Source organism: Synergistaceae bacterium (assembly GCA_012521675.1).
Lineage (GTDB): Bacteria > Synergistota > Synergistia > Synergistales > Aminobacteriaceae > JAAYLU01.
In genome coordinates, this window is the sequence record JAAYLU010000016.1 from 23,603 (window position 1) to 45,900 (window position 22,298).

The window sequence follows — 22,298 nt, forward strand, 5'->3', positions numbered from 1 at the left end:
GCCCGATCGAACGACGAACACGAGGGAGGGGCGATCGCCCCTCCCTCGAACTCTACTCGGAGCGGAGCATCGCCATCGCGGCCCTCTCCAGCTCCTCCCTTCCGAGCGAGCGAGACTCGAGCGTGAGGACGACGTCCGAGTCCACCGCCACGGCGAGCGAGCTTCCAAGGTCGGGGGACGATTCGAAGACGGACCTCATCCCGTCCAGCTCGAAGACCTCGTAGGTGGCGCCGAAGCCTATCGGTCGATCATCCGTCCTCGTCCCGACTGGCGCGCTGACCAGCGGCCCCGCCCCGGGACCGGACATCAGGGTCGCCTCGATCCTCCCTCCGAAGGCGTTCACGTAGGTGCGAGACAACCACTCGCCGAAGTTCCCCGAGGGGGCCTCCAGAGGCACCGCCTTCGTGGGGCCGGCCGAGTAGCCCGCGATCTCCGGAAGCCCTGCCCCCGCATAAGAGGCCCCTCCCCAAAAAATCACGAGAGAGGCGAACAAGGCGGTCAAGCATCGTTCCATCATAATAACTCCCCCTTGTCATGTTCCGAAGCATATTTTACCTCATTTGCCCGCTTTTTCCCTCCGAGGGTATAATGGCTTTGAACAGTCATTCGTCCAAGGAGGTCTTTCCTTGCATAAGTTCTCGATAAAAGTCTACGGGTGTCAGATGAACGTCTACGACGGGGACAAGATAAAAACCGCCCTCGTCGAGCGCGGCTGGATGGAGGCCCCCGAGGAGGAGGCCGATCTGGTCATACTGAATGGGTGCAGCATCCGCGACAAGGCCGAGCAGAAGGTCTGGAGCGACCTGGGCCGCTACGCTGTGCGATGGAACAGGGAGGGCAGGCCGCTCGTGGCGGTCGTCGGATGTGTTGCCCAGAGGGTCGGGCGCAGAATGGCGGTTCGCTTTCCGTGGGTTCGCTTCGTGTCCGGCCCCAGGCATATCGGCGAAGTCCCCGACGCCCTCTCGCGCCTCTTCGAGGTGGAGGGAGCCCCGGTCTTTCTGATGGACGACGACCCGAGTGAGTTCGTCGAGCTGCCCGGCGCGCCGATCGAGAGGGGCAACCGATGGAGGGCGTTCGTGACGATAGCTCACGGCTGCGACAACTTCTGCTCCTACTGCATAGTCCCCTACGTCAGGGGGCGCTTCCTCTCCCGTGCGCCGAGGGAGATAATCGACGAGGTCAAGGCCCTCGTCGCCGACGGGGTCCTCGAGGTCACTCTGCTTGGGCAGAACGTGAACAGCTACGGCAGCGATTTCTCGAACGGCTACAGGTTCTCCTCCCTCCTGCGGGACGTCGCGGAGAGGACGGGAGTGCGCCTGCTGCGCTTCGTCACCTCCCACCCCCGGGATTTCTCTCCCGACATAGTCGACGTCATGGCCGAGCGCTCCGACGTCCTATGCCCCTCGATCAACCTTCCCATTCAGTCGGGCAGCGACAGGATGCTGAAGATGATGAGAAGGGGCTACGATCTCCAGAGCTACAGGGCCGCCGTCGCCTCGATCCGGGAGAGGCTCCCGGACGCAGGGCTGACCACGGACCTGATTATCGGCCATCCGGGCGAGACGGAGGAGGACTTTCAACTGTCGTTGAACGCGCTGGAGGAGTTCCGATTCGACCTGGTGCACTCCGCCGCCTACTCCCCCAGGGAGGGGACATCCGCCGCGGCCAGGGAGGACCAGGTCCCGCACGATGTCAAGATGAGCCGCCTGAACGAGGTAAACGTCCTTCAGGCCAGGATAGCGAGGGAGATAAACAGGGCCCTCATAGGCAGGAGGTTCGAGATACTGCTGGACGACGTCGCCCCCAGGGGGCGAGGGCTGATCCAGGGCCGGACCCCGTCGGACAAGGTCGTGCTGGTGGAGGGCGGGGAGGAGCTGTTGGGGCGCTTCGCCACTGTGGAGATAACGGACGGGGAGAGCTGGCGCTTGAACGGACGCTTGGTATCGATCTCCGGCCGAGGCGGCGTCCCATGAGGGGTGGCGGGATGAAAGAAAAGCTCGGCCGCAACGCGGGGCTGGGCTTCTTCGCCATAGGGGTCGCCTGCTTTCTACTGGCGGGTTTGCTGGTCTACAAATTCTCCGGGAGGTTCGTGGACACTCCGTCCGGTGCGGTCGCCGGTCCTGCTCACACGTTCCGCGACAGATCGGACGTCAGGCAGGACACGGCGCCTGCCGACCCGGCTGCCGGAGGGGGAGCGAGGACGGAGCCTCGCGAGGAGAGCCATTGGGTGCTCTATATCACAGGAGAGGTGAGAAATCCGGGTGTCTACAACCTGCCTCCTGGAAGCAGGGTCTTTCAGCTGGTCGAGGCCGCCGGGGGGATAGGGCCGCAGGCGGACCCGGTGAGGATAAACATGGCGTCGCCACTCGCGGACGGCATGCACATCCATGTTCCCTCGATACGGCCCGGCGGCGGGATAATGGACATCCCCGAGGGGAGCGCTCACTCGCTGATGTCGCTCGCTCCAAGCATGTCCCCCTCGGGCGGGCATGGTGCCATGGTGAACGTGAACTCGGCCTCCGCCGCAGAGCTGCAGACCCTGCCGGGAATCGGCCCGGTGACGGCCAGGGCGATAATTGAGCACAGGGAGAGGGTCGGTCCCTTCCGCTCGCTCGAGTCGCTGATGGACGTCAGCGGCATCGGCCCGAAGAAGCTCGAGGCGATCAGGGGAATGGTCGTCGTCCAATGAGCGGGACGCGCCTGCCGGAGGATCACAGCGAGGTCCCGTTCGTCCCTCGCGAGGGAGTGGCGCGAGCGCCGCTTCTTTTTATCCTCGCGGGGCTGTCGTTTTCTCTTGCCGCGACCAATAGAGGCGTCCCGCCGATCGTTTCGGCTCTGCTAGCTCCTCTGACGGTAATGGGGCTGGCCTTAGTGCTGTCGGAGACCCGTCCGCTTCGCCTGCTGTCGTATGCGTCGGGCGTGGCACTTCTCTCCCTAGCGGCGGCCCTGCTCTGCTGCCTGTCGCTCCTGCGGCCGCCATCCCTGCCCGAGGGAAGGGTCGAGGGAAAGGGCGTCGTCGTATATGAACGCTCGTGGGGCACCCGACGAGCCGTGCTGGTAGACGCCGCCACAGGAAGGTACATGCTCAAGATCAATCCCGACCGGCACGTGTTGGAGGGGGACACCCTCTTGTTCACCGGAACAGCCCGCGCAATCTCCCCGAGAGACGGATCGTCATTCCGAGAGGACTACTACTGGAGCGCGAGGGGCACGAGGATCGAGATAATCCCGGAGAAGGTCTCTAAGAGGTCGGGAGGCCCCTCCCTCCCCCGGTGGAGGACCTCTCTGCGCAGGCGCATGCTGCTGACCCTGCCTCCGCGCACGAGGGGCTATCTGCTCGCGGCGGTGCTCGGCGTCCGGGACCCCGACCTTAACGAAGCTCACAGGCGCTGGGGGACGTCCCACCTCCTGGCAGTGTCCGGTTTTCACGTCGGCCTGGTCGCTCTCGGCGTATGGAGGCTGCTTTCGTCGAGCCGGGCCAGGGCCGCCGTATCGCGACGGTGGGCGGCGTTCGCAGCAAGCCTCGTCCTGTGGGGGTACGCCCTCCTGGCCGGAGGTGCTCCGGGGGCTCTGAGGGCTGCTCTGATGCTTCAGACGGTCCTTCTTAGCGAGGTCTTCGGGCGCAGGGGGAACCCCGTGAACTCCGTCTCCCTGGCGGCGCTGCTTCTGCTCCTGTGGCGACCCGCGTGGTTCTTCGACGTAGGCTGGCGTCTGTCGGTCATCGCAGCCATGATCCTCGCCTCGCTGACCCAGCGAATCATCAACCTGTGGTTGCTTCCCCTGTCGAGCGCACTCGTATGGCTCGCGACCTCCCCCCAGGTCACATCGGTCTTCGGAAGCGTGCCGACGGCAGGGCTGCTGCTGAACCTGGTCGCCCTGCCTCTCTTCTCGGCCCTCTACCCGGTAGCGTTTTTCTTCTCCCTCCCCCTTCTCATTGGCATTCCGGGGGGAAGATCCCCGGCCTTCGCCGCCGAGGGCCTGTTCACCCTGTGGGAGGCCTGCGCCGACTTCATCGCGGGACTCGTGCCCTGGTCCGTCGGGTGGACCCCGGCTCTTGCGATGATCGGGGGCGGGATGTTCGTCCTCGTCCTCGCGGGAGGAGTTCATCCATTTCGCGGGAGGACTGTCGCCGGCGCGGGGATGATTCTGCTGGCCGGGGTGTTCATACTGTGACCGACCGTCGAGGTGGTATAATATTTCGTTGTCCAAAGTCTTATTATCAGGGAGGCGGAGATGCTTCTAGTAATCGACGTCGGCAACACCACCACGGTCATAGGGATCTACGACGGGGAGGAATTGAGATACCACTGGCGGCTTATATCCGAGCGTCACACGTCCGACGAGCTGGGGATATACCTGCTCAACCTGCTGTCCATATCCGGGATGGACCAAAGGGAGATCGACGGCGCGATATTCTCCAGCGTCGTTCCCTCTCTGGACAGCGCCCTGTGCGAGGGGCTGGAGAACTACCTGGGAGTTCGGCCGGTTAAGGTTACCGCGGATCTGGATCTCGGGATCGAGATAGCCTACTCGCCCAGGCACGAGGTCGGCGCGGACAGGCTGGTGAACTCCGTGGCGGGGATAGCCCGCTACGGCGCTCCCCTGATAGTGGTCGACTTCGGCACGGCCATAACCCTGGACATACTGAATGCCGAGGGAGCATATATCGGGGGCGCCATAGCCCCTGGGCTGGTCACTGGCATGGAGGCCCTGTTCGGCAGGACGGCCAAGCTGCCGCAGGTCTCGCTCGTCCCGCCGAAGAGCGTGATAGGCAACAACACCATCGGCTCGATCCAGGCTGGGATAATGTTCGGCAACGCCGGCCTGGTCGATGCGCTGGTCGGGAGGGCCTGGAGCGAGATGGGGACGGAGACGAGGGTGGTCGCCACGGGAGGACACTCGTCCGAGATAGCCTCCCTTTCCCGGACCATCACGGATGTGGACCAGTGGCTTGCGCTCGAGGGCCTGAGAATCATCCACGACAGGAACAGCGATAGGTGACCGTAACCATAGGAGGTCTTCGCCTCTCCAACCCAGTGCTGCTGGCGCCGATGGCCGGGATCACCATACCGCCCTTGCGACGCCTCTTCGCTAGGCTTGGCGCGGGGGCGACCCACACCGAGATGATAAGCTGCGCGGGGCTGTTGGCGGGCGGTGACGGATCCAAAGGCCCCGCGACGAAGACGGAACGGATGCTGTCGGTCATGGAGGGGGAGGCACCGGTGGTGCTTCAACTGTTCGCCGGGGACGAGGAGACTCTCTATCGGGGCGCCTCGCTCGCCCTGGAGGTGAGACCCGGCTTCCCCGCCCTGGGGATCAACATGGCCTGTCCTATGCCCAAGGTTTTGAAGAAGGGGGCCGGCTCCAGGCTTCTCGACAGGCCGGAGACGGCGTTTGGAATGGTGCGGCGGATGGCCGGGTTCGGGATGCCCGTATGGCCGAAGATCCGAAAGTCCCCTCCCTCGGCGCCCCTGTCCACCGAGGCCTTCTGCGAGGGCCTGCTGAATGCGGGCGCGGCCCTCGTGACAGTGCACGGACGCACCCCTGCACAGAGGTACGAGGGGGAGGCGGATGTATCCCTGCCCGTTACGCTCGCGAGGCTCTTTCCCGGCAGGATATGCGCCAGCGGGGATATATTCTCGGTCGAGCAAGCGATCGAGTACCTGGACGGGGGCTGCTCGGCGGTGATGCCCGCAAGGGGCGCGATAGCCGACCCCTTCCTGGTCCCTAGGATCCTTGCTCGCCTGGGCTGCGACGTGGTTGCAGAGCTGTTGGATCCCTCGCTGGAGATGCGGATAGAGATGTTGACGGGCTTCGGCGACGATGTGAGCTCCGAGGCCGATCCCCGCATAGCCTGTCTGATGGTGAAACGCCTCCTCCCGGGTATGTTCAAGGGGCGGCCGGGGGTGGGGGCTCTGAGGCGCGCCGCCGCGACGGTCCTCTCGTGGGACGACCTCAGGGAGATGATTATGGAGTCCGAAGGGTTTTTCGAAAGGAGAGAGTTTCATAGTGGATGCGCAGAATGAAAGAGACGTCCTCAACGCTCGCTCCGCGGAGGCCGACGAGGTCTTCGGGGACGAGATAGTGCGCCAGCGAACGGACAAGCTGGAGAGGCTCCGCTCGGAGGAGGGGTACAACCCGTTCCTCCACGAGAAGTGGGAGTGGAGGCACCACCTCGACTATGTCCGAAAAAACTTCGACCACCTCGCGGTTGACGAGACCGACGAGTCCGCCGAGATAGTCACGGCCGGCAGGGTGATGACGCTCCGAAAGCACGGCAGGGCGATGTTCGCGAACCTTGCAGACGAGACGGACACCCTGCAGCTCTACCTCCAGCTCAACGCGATGGGCGAGGAGGAGTACTCCTTCGCCAAGAAATGGGTGGACACGGGGGATTGGGTCGGAGTGGTCGGCTATCCCTTCAGGACCCAGCGAGGAGAGCTCACTCTTCACGTCAGGAAGTTGGTGCTGCTGAGCAAGGCGCTGCGACCGCTACCTGAGAAGTGGCACGGGCTGAAGGACACGGAGCTGCGCTACCGCCGCCGTTACACGGACCTGATCGCCAACCCGGACGTCCGCGAGACCTTCCGGAAACGCTCCAAGATCATCGCCTCCATCAGAAAGACTTTGGAGGACCACGGCACTCTCGAGGTCGAGACGCCGATACTGTCGGTGCTCGCAGGCGGTGCGAACGCACGGCCGTTCAAGACCTTTCACAACGCCCTCGGCATGGAGATGTACCTGCGTATCGCCACCGAGCTCTACCTTAAGCGCTTGGTCGTAGGTATGTTCGGCAGGGTCTACGAGATGGGCAAGAACTTCCGAAACGAGGGGCTCAGCCCGATGCACAACCCGGAGTTCACCGCGATGGAGGTCTACTGGGCTTACGCTGACTACGAGGACATGATGGCTCTGACCGAGGAGATCATAAGAAACGCGGCCGCCTCCGTGCACGGGCCGGACTTCTCGGGCCCCATCCGCTACCAGGACGTCGACCTTGATTTCACGAAGCCTTTCAAGAGGAGCTCCATGCTGGACCTCGTGAGGGAGTATACAGGCATCGACTTCAGGGAGATCCGTGAAGACGAGGAGGCCCGTCGGATAGCCAAGGAGCGAGGAGTCGAGCTGAAAGGCGACGAGAGCCGCTTCCTGGTGCTCAACCTCATGTTCGAGGCCTTCGTGGAGGAGAAGCTGATACAGCCGACCTTCGTGACGGGCCACCCGACGGAGATCTCCCCGCTCGCCAAGCGCGACCCGTCCGACCCGGACTACACCCACCGTTTCGAGCTATTCATCTGCGGCAAGGAGGTAGCGAACGCGTTCAGCGAGCTCAACGACCCGATCGACCAGAGATCGCGCTTCGAGGATCAGCTCAAGAAGAAGGAGGCCGGCGACGACGAGGCGCACGACTTCGACGAGGACTTCATCAACGCGATAGAGTCCGGACTGCCGCCGACGGGCGGTCTTGGCATCGGAGTGGACAGGCTGGTGATGTTCCTGACCGACTCGAGGTCCATCCGCGACGTCATACTCTTCCCGACGATGAGGCCCCTGCCCACGAGGGACAGGGAGGCGGAGGAGTAGGGCCTTCATGGGCGGCGCGGCGAGCGTTCCGAAGGAGGCGCGCGAGCGGGCGGCTTTTCTAAGGGAGGAGATTCGGAGGCACGGAAGGCTCTACTACGTGCTCGACTCACCCGAGATCCCCGACGACGAGTACGATTCCCTCTACGCCGAGCTCGCCAGGCTGGAGGAGCTCCACCCGGCCCTACTCACGCCCGACTCTCCGACTCAGAGGGTGGGAGGGAAGGCAGCGGAGGGATTCACCAAGGTCGAACTGACCGAGCCGATGCTGAGCCTGGACAACGCGCTGGGTATGGACGACCTCTCGGCCTTCCTGATCAGGACGGCACCTTTCGCGGACGGGGGCTACGTCTGCGAGCTCAAGATAGACGGGCTCGCCGTCTCCCTGTTGTATGAGGACGGCCTCTTCGTCCGCGGTACGACCAGGGGCGACGGGCGAGTCGGCGAGGACGTGACCGCCAACATCCGCACCATCAGGAACCTGCCCCTTAGGCTGACTGGAGACGCCCCCCGTTCCATGGAGGTTCGCGGGGAGGTGCTGATACGGCGCGACGACTTCGCCGAGCTGAACTACGTGCGCGAGGAGCAGGGCGAGCCCCTCTTCGCGAACCCCCGCAACGCGGCCGCGGGAAGCATCAGGCAGCTTGACCCGGCCGTGGTCGCCGAGCGCCGCCTCTCGATCTTCGCTTATTCGATACTCAGGCCCGAGGGCCTGGGGCTTCGCACCCAGGAGGAGGTCCTGGAAGGACTGGTCGGATTCGGCCTGCCGGTGCAGCCCGCCTGGCGAGCCTGCCCCCCAGGGGATGTGCCCGGTTTCGTGGAGCAGTGGAGGGAGAGACGGTTCGAGCTGCCCTACGCGACGGACGGAGTGGTCGTCAAGCTGAACCACCTCTCGTCCTGGGCCGAGCTGGGTGCGACGTCGCACGCCCCGCGGTGGGCCGTCGCCTTCAAGTACCCGCCGGAGGAGAGGGTCACGCGGGTAGAGGACATATTGGTCTCGGTCGGCCGTACCGGCGCTCTCACTCCTGTGGCGATTCTGGCCCCCGTCGTGGTCTCCGGCACTACGGTTCGCAGGGCGAGCCTGCACAACGAGGACGAGCTGAGGCGCAAGGATGTGCGAATCGGCGACCTGGTCCGAGTCAGGAAGGCGGGGGAGATAATCCCGGAGATACTGGGCCCCGTCGTGGAGGAGAGGACCGGGGAGGAGCGCGAATTCGTCATGCCGGACAGGTGCCCGGCCTGCGGAAGCCCCGCCGTGCGGCTGGAGGGGGAGGTCGCCCTTCGCTGCCAGAACCGCTCCTCCTGCCCGGCTCAGCTCAAGGAGGGCATACTGCACTTTGCCGCTCGCAACGGCATGGACATCCGCGGGATGGGGGAGAAGATAGTCGACCAACTCGTGGAGAGAGGAATCGTCCGCTCGTTGGCCGACCTGTACGATCTCACGAAGGACGACCTCGTCTCGCTCGACAGGATGGGGGAGAAGTCCGCGCAAAATCTGCTGGACGGGCTTGAGCGGTCCAAGGAGCGCCCTTTCAGGAGCCTGCTGGCTTCGCTTGGGATTCGCTTCACCGGCGTCCGCAGCGCGGAGATCCTGGCCGGGGCCTTCCGCGACATGCCGGCTCTGAGCGAGGCCTCGGGGGAGGAGCTCGCCTCCGTGGACGGCGTTGGTCCGGTGATGGCCGCCGCGATACTCTCATTCTTCGATCAGCCGGAGAACCGGAGCATGATCGAGCGGCTGGCGGCGGCGGGAGTGAAGGGCGCGTCGGCAGCTCCGGAGGAGGCGCGCGAGGAGGCGCCGGGGCCGAGGCCGCTCGAAGGTATGCGAATGGTCTTCACCGGCGAACTGAGCTCGATGACGCGACAGGAGGCCGAGTCCATGGCGAAGAGGCTCGGTGCCTCGGTGACGTCCAGCGTGTCCGGCAGGACCACGCTGGTCATCGCGGGTGAGAACGCCGGGAGCAAGCTTGACAGGGCCCGCTCCCTCGGGGTCAGGGTCGTGGACGAGCGGGAGTTTCTGCAGATGACCGGGGAATAGGGGCATAAGGATGGAAGAGGTCGCTTTAGTCGGGAGGTTGCACTGAATGACGCTCAAAAGGAGAAGCATGGGCGCGCCCGGGCCGGAGACGGCGGCGCGCGCCGCCGAGACGGCGAGGATTGGCATGGACGAGGGGGAGATAGAGGCACTTGCCCGGTACATGGACGAGCTTCTGGACTTCGCGGACAGGCTGGCGGACGCCCCGACGGGGGAGATCGGGGACGCGCCTTCAAGCGGCGAGGCGAGGGAGGACGTGGTAATACCCTCCGACGTCCGGAGCTCAGTGCTGGAAGCCGCGCACTCGAGAAGGGACTCCTTCTTCGTCGTGCCCAGGATACTTGACGAACGGGAGGATTCGTAGACATGAGCCGGGCGTGCATTACCGCGGTCGAGATCGCCTCCGACGTTCGGGATGGCGCCATGTCGGTGTCCGACGCAACCTCGGCCTTCCTAGAGATCTCCCGCGAACATGAACCGAGGCTCAACGCACTGCTTCACTCGATCGAGGGAGGCGATAGCAAGGGCGGCGCACGCACGGGCCCCCTCGCCGGCGTTCCGGTGCTGCTGGACGACGGCATCTGCGCGTCGGGAATGCCGACGACCTGCGCTAGCAGAATGCTCGAGGGTTGGATTCCGCCTTACAACTCGGCAGCGGTCGAGCTGCTGGAGGCGGCAGGTGCTACGATCTGCGGCAAGTGCAACATGGACGAGTTCGGCATAGGCTGCTCCACCGAGACCTCCGTCTTCGGGCCGGTTTCGAACCCGCACGATCCGGGGCGGACCTCCGGGGGGTCGGCGGGAGGATGCGCCGCAGCGGTCGCGGCTGGGTACGCGCCCTTGGCAATAGCGTGCGACACGGGAGGCTCCGTGCTTCAACCCGCGTCCTTCTGCGGGGTGTACGGCCTGAGGCCGACCTACGGCCTGGTCAGCAGGTGGGGCATCACCGCACTGGCTCCGTCCATGGACCAGCTCGGGATATTCTCACTCACGGTCGAGGACATCGCGCTCGCGCTTTCTGTCCTGTCGAGGCACGACTCAAGGGATGGGACGTCTGCCGGCGGGGAGCGCCCAGACTATCTATCGATCTGCAAACAGGCCGCAGCCGAGGGTGCGCTGAAGGGAAAGAGGATAGCGCTCATCAGGGAGGCGCAGGACGCCAACTCATCGTCCGACATATCACGGGCCCTCGAGAGGATCGCGGACCTCTGCCGCGATCAGGGCGCGGAGGTGGTCGATCTGTCGCTGCCGCTCTCCTTCAAGCACTCTCTCCCCTGCTTCCAGCTTCTGCTGGCGGCGGAGGCGAGCTCCAGCCTCGCGAGGTTCGACGGCATAAGGTACGGTCTCTCGTCCGACGCCGACTCGCTGAACGACCTCTATCTGAAGAACAGGGCGGCCGGCCTCGGGACGAAGGTCAAGACGATGGCCGCCGCGGGGACGTACATCCTCGGTGGCGAGCGATACGAGGACTGCTACCTTCGGGCCTCCTCGGCAAGGGCGGCGATCGCCCGCGAGCTGACGGAGGCCCTCTCGAAGTGCGACCTTGCAGCCTTGCCGGCGACGCCGACCGTCGCCTTCAAAAGGGGCGAGTTCGCCGATGACCCGTTTGGCATGCGGTCGTCGCAGGCCTTCACCGTCCAGGCGAGCCTTGCGGGGCTGCCCGCTCTCGTCATGGACGGCTCTGACGGAGGACTGCCGGCGGGGGTCCAGTTCATAGCCTCGAGATGGGGAGAGGCGACCCTGCTGGCCACCGCATCGATCATCGAACGGGAGAGGGGACGCTGATCATGGGGCGCGCATATCAGCCGGTCATCGGCCTCGAGATACACGTCCAACTCGCGACGAAATCAAAGCTCTTCTGCTCCTGCTCCACTGACTACATCGGGGCGGAGCCGAACAGCAACGTCTGCCCGATATGCCTCGGACTGCCGGGGGCGCTGCCGTCGCTGAACGCCAGAGCGGTAGAGCTGGCCGTGAAGGCCGCGCTCGGCCTCTCCTGCACCGTCAAGGACGGCACGATCTTCCACAGGAAGCACTACTTCTACGCCGACCTCCCCAAGGCCTACCAGGTAAGCCAGTTCGACCGCCCGGTCGCGGAGGAAGGAGAGCTGATCATAACGGGCGACGACGGCTCGCCAAAGCGAATAGGCATTACTCGCCTGCACATTGAAGAGGACGCGGGCAAGCTCGTGCACTCGGCCTCCGACGGCAGGCTGGAGGGGGCGGAGGAGTCCTTCGCGGACTACAACCGAGCGGGGGTGCCCCTCGCGGAGATAGTCTCGGACCCGGACATAGGCTCGCCCAGAGAGGCCAGGGAGTACGTCGCTTCGCTCAGGAGGCTGGTTCGCTACCTCGGAGTGTCCGACGGCGACATGGACAAGGGCTCGATGAGGGTGGACGCCAACATCTCCATGGTCCAGCTTGACGAGGAGACGGGAAAGATAGTGCTGAGGGGGGAGAGGGCGGAGATAAAGAACATGAACTCCATGCGCTCCGTGGAGCGAGCCCTCGAGTACGAGATTCGCAGGCAGACCGAGGCCCTGGAGCGAGGCGCGACTCTTGTGCGCGAGACTCGTCACTGGAACGACGCCGACGGGGTCACCACATCGATGAGGAGCAAGGAGGCGGCGCTCGACTACCGATGCATGCCAGACCCGGACCTGGGCCCGGTGAGAGTGACCGAGGAGATGCTCCAGGCGATCGAAAGCTCCCTGCCGGAGCTGCCGTGGGCCAGGGAGGCACGCTTCATAGCCGACTACTCGTTGAGCGAGGTCGACGCGGCCATCTTGGTCGAGACGCCGGCCCTCGCGGACTACTACGAGGAGTGCGTCCGATCGGGTGCGGCCCCGGTGCGGGCCTCGAACTGGGTGCGCACCGAGGTGCTGCGCGTGCTGAACGAGCGGGGCGTGGCGATAGAGTCCTTCCCCGTCCCCCCGCGTGCGCTGGGAGAGCTGGTTCTCATGGTGGACGGAGGAAAACTCTCGACCACGGCGGCCAAGGAAGTCTACGCGGAGATGACGGAGGGAACGTCCCTTGAGCGGGCCCTTGAAAAGTGCGGAGTCGGCGGGGAGATGTCCGGGGAGTCGCTGGCGGCCGTGGTGCGCAAGGTGGTGGACGAAAACCCGGACGTGCTGGCCGAGATCCTGAGCGGCAAGGACTCCAGGGGAAAGAAGAGGAAGTTCCTGTGCGGCCTCGTGATGAGGGAGACACGGGGACAGGCGGAATCGTCGGAAGTGGAGGAGATGATCGAGGCCCTCTTGAGGGAGCGATGACCGCGATTATTTTATTGACTAACGTCAGCGGTATTAGTAAGATATCCTAGTTGCCCTGCGGACGCAGGGTGGATCGAACGCCGGAGGAGGTAGTAGGCAATGGGAACCCGTCAGCCTGAGAACACTCGAAGTTTCGCCTTGGCTGCCCACGGAGGGGCTGGTAAGACCAGCCTCGTGGAGGCCATGCTTTTCAACTGCGGAGGCACGAACAGACTGGGGAAGGTCGAGGACGGAAACACGGTCAGCGACTTCTCGCTGGAGGAGCAGAAGAGACAGATCTCCATCAACACGTCCCTCGTCACGATGGAGAGGGGAGAGAAGACCCTCTTCGCGCTCGATACCCCCGGATTCGCGGACTTCGTGGGCGAGATGCGCTCCGCGGTCAGCGTCGCGGACTCATTGATGATCGTCGTCAACGGAGTCAGCGGCATCGAGGTCCAGACGGACAAGGCCTGGGACACCGGCAAGGAGTTCGGCCTTCCGGTGGCCTTCTTCATCTCCAAGCTCGACCGGGAGAACTCGGACTTCGACAAGGTCCTGGCGGACATCAGGGCGGACTACAGTGACAAGGCCGTACCGGTGCTCCTTCCCATAGGCAAGGAGGTCTCCTTCAAGGGCGTTGTGGACGTCCTTCGCGGCAAGGCTTACACTTACGAGCCGGACGGCTCGGGCAAGTTCGTCGAGGGCGACATACCCGCCGATATGGCGGACGCGGCGGCATCCGCCCACGAGACCTTGGTCGAGGCCGTGGTCGAGGCCGACGACGACATGATGATGCGCTACCTCGAAGGCGAGACCATCACGGACGAGGAGCTGGCCCCGGTGCTGAGAAAGGCTATGGCCCAGCGCCAGCTGATGCCCGTATTCCCGGGAGCCTCGACGCATAACATAGGCGTGCAGCAGGTGCTCGACTTCATCGTCGAGTACTTCCCCTCGCCCGTCGACGCAAGGCCGCGCCCGGCGAAATCGGGCGACGAGGAAGTCGAGATCGTCGCCGATCCCTCGGCCGAATTCACCGCCACCTGCTTCAAGATCATGGTCGACCCCTTCGTCGGCAAACTCTCCTTCGTCAGGGTGAACTCCGGATCCCTCACGACCGACCATGGCATCTACAACGTCAACAAGCAGGAGGACGAGCGAATCAGCTCCTTCAAGTTCATGACCGGCAAGGAGGGCAAGGACGTCAAGGAGATAGTCGCCGGGGACATACTGTCCATGCCGAAGCTGCAAAGCGTGCAGATCGGCGATACTCTGAGCGTCAAGGGATCCAAGGTCGTCTTCCCGCCGATCGAGTTCCCAAAGCCCGTCTACAGCGTCGCCATAACCGCGAAGAGCCGCGCCGACGAGGACAAGCTCGGCAACGCCATCAACAAGACGCTGGAGGAGGACCTCAGCCTAAGCTACGAGAAGAACCCCGAGACCAACGACAGCGTGCTCTCCGGCATGGGCGACATGCACATAGATATAGTCCTTGCCAAGATGAAGGAGCGCTACGGCGTGGACCTCGACACGAGCACCCCCCAGGTCCCGTACAGGGAGACCATACGCAAAACCGCCGAGGCCCAGGGCAGGCACAAGAAGCAGACAGGAGGACACGGCCAGTACGGTGACGTCCACATAAGGTACACTCCGATCGCGAGGGGTGCCGGCTTCGAGTTCGAGGACAACATAGTCGGAGGCGCAATACCCAAGGGCTTTATACCGGCGGTGGAGAAGGGCCTGCGCGAGAACATGGTCAAGGGTCCGATGGCCGGCTTCCCGGTCGTGGACTTCAAGGCCACCCTCTACTTCGGCTCCTACCACGAGGTGGACAGCTCCGAGATGTCCTTCAAGCTCGCTGCGCGGCTGTCGTTCCGGAAGGGGATAATGGACGCGGGCCCCATACTGCTGGAGCCTATCATGAACGTCGAGGTCATGGTCCCGGAGGAATACCTGGGCGACGTCATGGGCGACTTCAACGGCAGGCGCGGACGCATCCTCGGCATAGACAGCAAGGGACACCAGCAGATAGTCAAGGCCCAGGTTCCCCTGGCGGAGATGTTCCGCTACGCTATCATCCTCAGGTCGATGACCTCCGGCCGAGGCACCTTCACGATGGAGTACGACCACTACGAAGAAGTCCCTGCGGAGATAGCGAAGAAGGTCATAGCCTCCCACAAGGATGAGGAAGAGGAGGAGTAGTACTTCTCCCGGGACGTTTAAAGGTTTTACAGAGAGCCCCGCATATGCGGGGCTCTCTTGCCAGGGTAAAGGGGTGAGAATCATGAGCGGAAGGGTGATAGTGGTCGGCGCCGGGGGCGCCGGTCTGACAGCGGCGATAGCGGCGCGAAAAGGTGGCGCGGAGGTGCTTCTCCTGTGCAAGACCTCCTGCGAGAGCGCAAACTGCACCGCCTACTCGGGTGGACTCTTCTCCCTCGCGTCCGGCGAGGTGAAACCGGATGACCACTACGAGCGAATCACGCGGACGGGGCGTTTCGTCAACGACAAGGAGATGGTCAGGGTCCTGGCCGACGAGTCCGAGAGGTCCCTGCGTACACTGCGTGATTGGGGGGTGACATTGGATATCGGCTCGGGAAGGGCGTCGGCGCGGGACACCGCCCCGTCGGAGATAATGGGCGGCGGCGGGATGGTGCGTGAGCTGGCCTCGATCGCGCGCGATGAAGGGGTGAATGTCCTCGAGTACCATGCCGCTGTTCGCCTCCTCACAGGGGAGAGGGGTGTGGAGGGAGTTGAGGCGGTCGACTGGAGGAGCGGGCGAGTCGTCTCCCTGCGGGGGTCCGCGGTGGTGCTGGCCACGGGCGGTGGAGGCGCGATCTTCGAGCGTACCGACAATCCGGCCCGTATGACGGGCGACGGTTACGCACTGGCACTTGAGGCCGGGCTCGACCTCGTCGACATGGAGTATGTCCAGTTCTACCCGATGGGATGGGATCAACCGGGGTATCCTATGTGGATGGTGGGGCTGAACATGGTCGACTACATACCCCTGACCGACGAGGACGGCAGGGAGTTCTTGAGGGAGGCCTTCCCGTCTTGGGGGGTGTCCTCGGGGAGGGAGGCGAACCTGTTCGCGCGCGACAGGGCCGCGGTTCTGCTTGCGGGGCACGTGCAGAGCGGGCGCAAGGCGCTTCTCCACTTGGAGGAACTGAGCGAGGAGGACCTGAACGACCCCGATGTCAGGGTCGCGGTCATGTTCGACCTTCCGCCGGAGAAGCGTGCCGCTCCAGTCCAGGTAAGCCCGCTGCAGCACTACTTCTGCGGAGGAATACCCGTTGACTGCGACGGAAGGAGCGCCATCCCCGGTCTGTACGCCTGCGGGGAGGTCACGGCGGGCGTGGACGGCGCGAGCCGCATGGGGGGAAACGCCCTGACGAACATCGTCGTGTTCGGGCTTCGCGCTGGCAGGGCCGCCGCAGAAGAGGCCGGGCCCGCCACCGGAACCCTTTGCTCCGACATTTCTTCCCCGGAATCGCTTTGCTCGTTCCGGGACGGCACCCTACCGATCGAATCGAGGCGGGCGCTCCGGCGCATCGTCCAGAGGGGGCTTTCCCCGTGCAGGGACGGAGAGGGGATCAGGAGATGCATCGCGGAGATGGATAAGTGGAGCGAGTCGGCCGGAAGGTTGCGTCTGTCCTCCTCCATGGGCAGGCTGCACGCGCTTGAGATGAGGGGTCTCGAGCTGACCGCAGGGGCTGTGGCGAAGGCCGCCCTGGCCAGGGAGGAGAGCCGGGGGGTTCACTTTCGAGCCGATTTCCCTGAGGAGAGGGAGGAATGGAAGAGGCGAATCAGGGTCTCGCTTTGCGACGGCAAAGTAGTTGCCAAGGCATAAAAATGGAGCCTGCGTTGATCGCAGGCTCCCATCGTATCTTGACTTAAGTGCCCTAGAAGTTGTCCTGAGGCGCCCACATCTCCAGGAAGTTCAGCTTGCCGTCCTTCCATACCATCATGGCCGCCGGCTTGTTCAGAGGGTTGTGCGTCTCCTCGTCCACGGTGAGGGTGAAATGGACCAGGCGCAGATCCTGCGTGTCCTCCAGCGCGTCCCTGACAGCGACCGGGTCGTCCGTGCCGGCCCTCCTGATGGCGTCGGCCACCCAGGTTATCAGGTCGTAGGCGTAGGCGACGTTGCTCGGTTCGGTCACGGGCCTGCCGTACTCCTTCTCGAAGCGTGAAAACAGCAGGGTCATCTGCGGGTTGAGCAGGTCCATGTTGTAGACCCAGTAGCTGCCCTCCATCGCCTCTCCCGCTATCTCCTGCATGCTCGGGCTGAAGCCGTCCCCGCCGATGAAGGCGGGAGTCCAGTCGAGCTCGGCGGCCTGCTTCATGATGAGCCCCATCTCCTTGTACAGAAGAGGTAGTGCGACCCCCTCAGCCCCGGAGGCCTTCATCTCGGTCAGCAGCGCGCGGAAGTCGACATCCCCGCTGCGGAATCCCCAGATGCCCTTAAGATCGCCGCCCAACTCCTCGTAGCGTTCAACGAAGAACTCCTTGAGCCCCTCGGAGTAGTCGCTCCCCACGTCGGTGATGACCGCTGCCGACTTGATGTTCAACTTGTTGAAAAAGTAGTCGGCCATGACCTTGCCCTGGTAGGGGTCGGTGTAGCTGAGGCGGAAGGCAAAGGGGCGCACTTTGTTCGTCTCCGGGTCCACTGTGACCGTCGGGTTGGTCGCGGAGGTCCCGATCTGGGCCACCTTGCCGTTCTCGACCACGGAGGCGGTGGCAAGGTTCAGACCGCTGTAGTTCGTCCCCCCGATGACGCAGACCTTGTCCTCGTAGATGAGCCTGCGTGCGGCATTTATAGCGTCCTCCTGCCGTCCCCTCACGTCGTAGCAGATGAGCTCCAGCGGGCGACCCAGCACCCCGCCCGCCTCGTTGAACTCCTTGACCGCGAGTTGCGCACCCTCCTTCTCATGCTGCCCCCACGTGGAGCCGTCCCCGGTCAGTATGGCCAGGTAGCCGATCTTTATCGGCTCCCCGGTCGGCACAGCGGCGCAGGACGCAACGGAAAAGAAGACCATAAATGCAGCGGCAACCACCAAAACCCTAATGTTCAGCACTCTTCTCATACAGCTCTCTACCTCCCCTTGTGGTGTTGGAAAAAGTTCGGTCAATTTTAAGCGGACGCACTGCCGTTGTCAAACACTCTTTCGGTGAATGAGAAAAAACGCGGAGCCGCTGTTGAGTTAAGCGGCCCCGCGTGGTTCTTGCCCTGTTTTGACCCTACGCCGTCGCCGTCGGGTTGGCGTGGAGCCTGCCCCCGCGCGGGATGGCGGCCGCGGCCAGCAGAGCACAGAGGTTTGTGCCGGTCTTTTCGGCCAGAGGGCCTCTGCGCACCGGCAGGCACCGCCCCTCCAGGTTGACCGTGTCCCCGTCCTTCTCCGTCCAGGGGAGGAGCGGAATGAGTACATCGGCCTTCTCTGCGAGGTTTGTCAGCTTCGAGGCCGCTACGGCGTACCTTCTGCCCGAGAGGTCGGCGGCGTCGAAGCCCGCCTCCTCTGGCGTCGTGCCCAGGAAGACCAGCGGTGCCTCGCCTTTCGAGCGCAGCTCGGCGGCGTCGACGATACTCTCGCCCGCCGCGAGCAGGGAGGCGCTGCCGGTTCCCTTGAACAGGAGGAGGTATTCGCCGTTGAGCGAGGCCGCCGCATCGAACGCCTCCTTCGCCGGGGCAGCCCCCCCGATCAGGGTCAGCGGTTTCTTCGCGCCTGACAGTCGGCTGGCGGCTGATTTTATCTGCTCCGCGGAGACACCGGTGCCCTCAAGCCGAGAGCCCTGTTCGTCCTCCCCCTTGATGGCAGCAGTAAGAGCCTGCAGCACCCGCGTCATCTTCCCCTCCGCCGGCCTGAGTATCAGCGAGCCGCCCCTGTCGAGCAGGCCTGGCGTGTCGCCCACGTATACCAGCGCGTTCTTCTTGTGGCGCACGGCCCTGCGGAGCCAGGATGTCAGCACCGGCTGGTCCTCGTCCGTGTTCGCGCCGACGAGCAAGAAAGCGTCGCTCTCGCCGTAGCGGAAGACTCCATCCGGCGAGACTCCGCTGAGACTGGAGTAAGAGGCTCTCTTGAGCCCCTCGCGGCCTGTCGCCTCCCTCAGGTGCGGCGAAAGTTCGGAGTCGGCTGTCATGGCGATCCGAGCTTCGGAAGCGCGCAGCTTAATGTATTCTAAGATCGACCGAACCTCCTGCTCGGTGAGGGAGGGGCCGAGCACGAAGGACGCACTCTCCTCCTCCGATGTCAGTTCGTCGAAGGCTGCGATCGCCTCGCCAGGTTCCACGGGCGCGCCCTTGACGGCGTGATCGAAGTTTCCGTCCAGAGCGACCTCCTTGAAGCCGTATCGTCCCTTGACGCAGCAGCTGCCACCTGTGGGCGCCTCGGGGTCATCCAAGTCGGTGGTTACTCGCGCGACCTGGGACCTCCCCCGGTCAAGATTGAGCTCCAGCTCGCACCCTGCGGGGCAAAGGAGGCAGGTGGTCTTCACTATCTCCGGCTCCTCCAGGTGCGGCCAGCGGTCGACTCGGTTCTCGATCAAAGCTCCGACCGGGCAGACCTGTGTGCACAGGCCGCAGAAGGTGCAGTCGGAGTCCTCCATGTCGCGGTAGAACTGCGGGGTCAGCACCGACTCGAATCCCCGCTTGGCGAAGTCTATCGCGTGGAACCCCGCCACCTCGTCGCACGCCCTCACGCACTTGGCGCACAGGATGCACTTGTCCAGGTTGCGCGCGTAGTAGGGGTTCGCGTCCTCGATCTTCTCGATATGCTCCCCCGCGAGCTTCTCCGGATGGACCTCGTGGGTTATGGCGTACTCCCTCAGCTTGCACTCGAAGACGTCCGGGCATCCGCACTCCATGCAGCGGTTGGCGTCGCGCAAAGTCTGCTCCTCGGAGAGTCCGACGCTGTACTCGTCGAACTTCATCTTTAGCCGGGTCTCGCCCGGGACATGCGGAACCTCCTCCTGCACGGAACGGACAATGTGGGCGAAGTCCTCGGGACCCAAGTCCTCGCGCACTATGTCGTAGAAGAAGGGTTTCTTCGGCTTTCCGTGCGCCAGATAGTGGTCTAGCGAGTCGGCCGCCCAGTGGCCGTTGCCGATGGCCTCTATCGCTATCTTGGGCCCGGTCTGCTGGTCGCCGCAGACGAACACTCCCGGAAGCGCTGTGTCGTAGTCCTTGCCCACCTTCATCCTTCTGCCGTCGTGAATGTCGGAGGGCAGTCCGGTGAAGTCTATGCCCTGGCCTATGGCGGCGATGACCATATCGGCCTCAAGCACGAAGGTCTCGCCCGTGGGCACGGGGCTTCTCCTGCCGGAGGCGTCCGGCTCGCCGAGCTCCATCTTCTCGCAGAGAATTCGCTCGACCCTTCCGGAACCCTCGATGGTCTTAGGGGCCGCGAGGAAGATGAACTCGACTCCCTCCTCGTCCGCTTCGACTATCTCTATCTCCTCGGCGGGCATCTCCTCGCGCGAGCGACGGTAGAGCACGGAGACCTTCTCCGCACCCAGGCGTTTCGCCGAACGGGCGGCATCCATAGCTGTGTTGCCGCCTCCAACGACCACGACCCTCGCGCCGACCTTCACTTCGGGGTCGGTTTTGACCTTGTAGAGGAAGTCGATGCCGCCGACGACCCCGTCGAGCTCCTCTCCCGATACTCTCATCGGCGAGGACCTCCAGCACCCCATCGCAAGGATGACACCGTCGAAGTCCCTTCGCAGCTCGTCCAGCGTCACGTCCCTCCCCAGGGCCGTCCCGGCACGAACTTCAATGCCGTGGGAGAGCAGCCAGTCTATCTCCGTCTGCAGGATCTTCTGCGGCAGCCGGTAGTCGGGGATGCCGTAGCGCATCATACCGCCGAGCAGCTTCTCCTTCTCGAAGATCACCGGCCTGTACCCCTTGAGCCTCAGATAGTAGGCCGCGGATACACCTGCGGGGCCGCCGCCCACAATCGCGACTCGTTTGCCGTTCTCCTTGATCTCCGGCACAAAGCCCATCCTGCCGTTGTCAATCCCCCAGTCGCCGACGAAGCGCTTTATCTCCCTGATGGAGACGGGCGCGTCGTCCACGAAACGCCTGCGGCAGACCTCCTCGCACGGCGCGGGGCAGACCCGCCCTATGCAGGAGGGGAGTGTGACGTGATGGTGCAGCGCGTCCAGCGACTCGCCGTACTTTCCCTGGGCCGCCAGGTTGACGTAGCCCTGCACGTTGCCCTGGCCCGGGCAGGCCAGGGTGCAGGGGGGACGGCAGTCTCCCACGTGGTCCGAGAGCAGCAGTTCAAGTGCCGTGCGCCTGGCGCTGATGGCGCGCTGTGTATCGGTTTTTATCACCATGCCCGGGGTTATAGTATTGGCGCAGGCCCTCAGCAGGGTCCTCGCTCCTTCGACCTCCACCAGGCATACGGAGCACCCTCCGTGAAGACTCAGGTGTGGGTCGTAGCAGAGGGTCGGGACCTCGATGCCGCACTCGGCGCACAGGTCGAGGATGCGCTGCCCCTTGTATCCGTATACGGTCTTTCCGTTTAGAGTAACTTTTATATTCTTCTTCATGTCAGCCGAATCCTCCTGCCGCTTATTCCACAGAAATAGCGCCCACGGGGCAGACCTTCTTGCACTGGCCGCACCTGATGCACTTCTCGTCGTCGATCACGTGGGGCTTCTTCGGCGCCCCGTCGATGCAGGAGACCGGGCAGTTCCTGGCGCAGAGGGTGCAGCCGATGCACACCGCCGGGTCTATGACGTAGTGGATGAGGTTCGTGCACACCTTGGCAGGGCATTTCTTGTCCCTGATGTGCGCCTCGTACTCGTCGCGGAAGTACTTCAAGGTTGTAAGCACCGGGTTGGGCGCTGTCTGTCCCAGTCCGCACAGCGACCCCTCCTTTACCTGGAGGGCCAGGTCGTAGAGTGCGTCCAAGTCCTCCATGACGCCCTTTCCCTCGGTGATGCGCTCCAGGATCTCCAGCATCCTCTTCGTGCCTATTCGGCAGAAGGGGCACTTTCCGCACGACTCCTCCTGGACGAAGGAGAGGAAGAACTTGGCCACGTCCACCATGCAGTTGGTATCGTCCATGACGACGAGGCCCCCCGAGCCCATGATCGCACCGAGAGCGGTAAGGGACTCGTAGCTCACCGGGGTGTCCAGGTGGTCGGCTGTCAGACAGCCGCCGCTTGGTCCTCCTATCTGAACCGCCTTGAATTCCCTGTCGTCGGGTATGCCTCCGCCTATTTCGTATATGATCTCGCGCAGCGTGATGCCCATCGGCACTTCGACAAGTCCGGTCTGCCTCACCTTGCCCGTGAGGGCGAATACCTTGGTGCCCTTCGACCTGTCCGTGCCCATCGACGAGTACCACTCGCCGCCGTTGACGACTATCCGGGGGATGTTGGCCCAGGTCTCGACGTTGTTTATGTTGGTCGGACGGCCCCATAGTCCGGAA

The 22,298-nt window shown here is 64.0% G+C and carries 16 protein-coding genes; 12 read left to right on the top strand and 4 right to left on the bottom strand.

Annotated elements, in window-relative coordinates; genetic code table 11:
- Window positions 1-52: 52 nt before the first annotated feature.
- Complete coding sequence (locus GX181_01935; protein ID NLM70706.1) at window positions 53-517, bottom strand: hypothetical protein; 465 nt, start codon at window positions 515-517, stop codon at window positions 53-55.
- A gap of 109 nt (window positions 518-626) precedes the next feature.
- Here GX181_01935 and miaB point away from each other — a divergent pair, with 109 nt between their 5' ends.
- From miaB to GX181_01995, 12 genes are all read left to right on the top strand, one after another.
- Window positions 627-1,973, top strand: a complete 1,347-nt coding sequence (gene miaB / locus GX181_01940; protein ID NLM70707.1) for a tRNA (N6-isopentenyl adenosine(37)-C2)-methylthiotransferase MiaB — start codon at window positions 627-629, stop codon at window positions 1,971-1,973.
- An 11-nt stretch (window positions 1,974-1,984) separates the two neighbouring features.
- A complete protein-coding gene (locus GX181_01945; GenBank protein NLM70708.1) occupies window positions 1,985-2,689 on the top strand; it encodes a ComEA family DNA-binding protein in 705 nt (234 codons plus the stop codon).
- Entirely contained in the window at window positions 2,686-4,173 is a 1,488-nt protein-coding gene (locus GX181_01950; protein NLM70709.1) for a ComEC/Rec2 family competence protein, read from the top strand. Before GX181_01945 ends, GX181_01950 begins: the two co-directional genes overlap by 4 nt.
- A 60-nt stretch (window positions 4,174-4,233) precedes the next feature.
- Window positions 4,234-5,001 carry a type III pantothenate kinase gene (locus tag GX181_01955; GenBank protein ID NLM70710.1) on the top strand — a complete coding sequence of 256 codons (768 nt, stop codon included), beginning with the start codon at window positions 4,234-4,236 and terminating at the stop codon, window positions 4,999-5,001.
- Window positions 4,998-6,026, top strand: a complete 1,029-nt coding sequence (locus GX181_01960) for a tRNA-dihydrouridine synthase family protein (GenBank protein ID NLM70711.1) — start codon at window positions 4,998-5,000, stop codon at window positions 6,024-6,026. The genes GX181_01955 and GX181_01960 overlap by 4 nt, the downstream gene beginning before the upstream one ends.
- The gene (gene lysS, locus GX181_01965; protein ID NLM70712.1) at window positions 6,010-7,584 is read left to right on the top strand and encodes a lysine--tRNA ligase; all 1,575 of its coding nucleotides are present in this window, start codon (window positions 6,010-6,012) and stop codon (window positions 7,582-7,584) included. Before GX181_01960 ends, lysS begins: the two co-directional genes overlap by 17 nt.
- A gap of 7 nt (window positions 7,585-7,591) precedes the next feature.
- Window positions 7,592-9,616 carry an NAD-dependent DNA ligase LigA gene (ligA, locus tag GX181_01970; GenBank protein NLM70713.1) on the top strand — a complete coding sequence of 675 codons (2,025 nt, stop codon included), beginning with the start codon at window positions 7,592-7,594 and terminating at the stop codon, window positions 9,614-9,616.
- Window positions 9,617-9,662: 46 nt separating this feature from the next.
- Window positions 9,663-9,977 (top strand): hypothetical protein, encoded by a 315-nt coding sequence (locus GX181_01975; protein ID NLM70714.1) that lies wholly within the window; start codon window positions 9,663-9,665, stop codon window positions 9,975-9,977.
- Between the two features lie 2 nt (window positions 9,978-9,979).
- Complete coding sequence (gene gatA / locus GX181_01980) at window positions 9,980-11,398, top strand: Asp-tRNA(Asn)/Glu-tRNA(Gln) amidotransferase subunit GatA (protein ID NLM70715.1); 1,419 nt, start codon at window positions 9,980-9,982, stop codon at window positions 11,396-11,398.
- 2 nt (window positions 11,399-11,400) lie between these two features.
- Window positions 11,401-12,885 (top strand): Asp-tRNA(Asn)/Glu-tRNA(Gln) amidotransferase subunit GatB, encoded by a 1,485-nt coding sequence (gatB, locus tag GX181_01985; GenBank protein ID NLM70716.1) that lies wholly within the window; start codon window positions 11,401-11,403, stop codon window positions 12,883-12,885.
- Between the two features lie 99 nt (window positions 12,886-12,984).
- Window positions 12,985-15,066: an elongation factor G gene (fusA, locus tag GX181_01990; GenBank protein ID NLM70717.1), complete on the top strand. Its 2,082-nt coding sequence runs from the start codon at window positions 12,985-12,987 to the stop codon at window positions 15,064-15,066.
- A gap of 82 nt (window positions 15,067-15,148) precedes the next feature.
- Complete coding sequence (locus GX181_01995) at window positions 15,149-16,714, top strand: FAD-dependent oxidoreductase (protein NLM70718.1); 1,566 nt, start codon at window positions 15,149-15,151, stop codon at window positions 16,712-16,714.
- A gap of 52 nt (window positions 16,715-16,766) precedes the next feature.
- Here GX181_01995 and GX181_02000 read toward each other — a convergent pair whose 3' ends face one another.
- The 3 genes from GX181_02000 to GX181_02010 all read right to left on the bottom strand — a co-directional run.
- Window positions 16,767-17,948: an ABC transporter substrate-binding protein gene (locus GX181_02000; GenBank protein ID NLM70719.1), complete on the bottom strand. Its 1,182-nt coding sequence runs from the start codon at window positions 17,946-17,948 to the stop codon at window positions 16,767-16,769.
- A gap of 154 nt (window positions 17,949-18,102) precedes the next feature.
- Window positions 18,103-21,411, bottom strand: coding sequence for an FAD-dependent oxidoreductase (locus tag GX181_02005; GenBank protein ID NLM70720.1), 3,309 nt, complete (start codon window positions 21,409-21,411; stop codon window positions 18,103-18,105).
- A 22-nt stretch (window positions 21,412-21,433) separates the two neighbouring features.
- Window positions 21,434-22,298, bottom strand: an 865-nt coding sequence (locus tag GX181_02010) for a 4Fe-4S binding protein (GenBank protein NLM70721.1), incomplete at its 5' end; no start/stop codon positions are given.

What these genes read in the sequence shown, in the direction of transcription:
- GX181_02005 (NLM70720.1), bottom strand. Translation starts at nt 21,411, where the DNA reads ATGAAGAAGAATATAAAAGTTACTCTAAACGGAAAGACCGTATACGGA.
- GX181_01950 (NLM70709.1), top strand. Translation starts at nt 2,686, where the DNA reads ATGAGCGGGACGCGCCTGCCGGAGGATCACAGCGAGGTCCCGTTCGTC.
- GX181_01955 (NLM70710.1), top strand. Translation starts at nt 4,234, where the DNA reads ATGCTTCTAGTAATCGACGTCGGCAACACCACCACGGTCATAGGGATC.
- GX181_01935 (NLM70706.1), bottom strand. Translation starts at nt 517, where the DNA reads ATGATGGAACGATGCTTGACCGCCTTGTTCGCCTCTCTCGTGATTTTT.
- GX181_01995 (NLM70718.1), top strand. Translation starts at nt 15,149, where the DNA reads ATGAGCGGAAGGGTGATAGTGGTCGGCGCCGGGGGCGCCGGTCTGACA.
- ligA (NLM70713.1), top strand. Translation starts at nt 7,592, where the DNA reads ATGGGCGGCGCGGCGAGCGTTCCGAAGGAGGCGCGCGAGCGGGCGGCT.
- GX181_02000 (NLM70719.1), bottom strand. Translation starts at nt 17,948, where the DNA reads ATGAGAAGAGTGCTGAACATTAGGGTTTTGGTGGTTGCCGCTGCATTT.
- GX181_01945 (NLM70708.1), top strand. Translation starts at nt 1,985, where the DNA reads ATGAAAGAAAAGCTCGGCCGCAACGCGGGGCTGGGCTTCTTCGCCATA.
- gatB (NLM70716.1), top strand. Translation starts at nt 11,401, where the DNA reads ATGGGGCGCGCATATCAGCCGGTCATCGGCCTCGAGATACACGTCCAA.
- gatA (NLM70715.1), top strand. Translation starts at nt 9,980, where the DNA reads ATGAGCCGGGCGTGCATTACCGCGGTCGAGATCGCCTCCGACGTTCGG.
- fusA (NLM70717.1), top strand. Translation starts at nt 12,985, where the DNA reads ATGGGAACCCGTCAGCCTGAGAACACTCGAAGTTTCGCCTTGGCTGCC.
- GX181_01975 (NLM70714.1), top strand. Translation starts at nt 9,663, where the DNA reads ATGACGCTCAAAAGGAGAAGCATGGGCGCGCCCGGGCCGGAGACGGCG.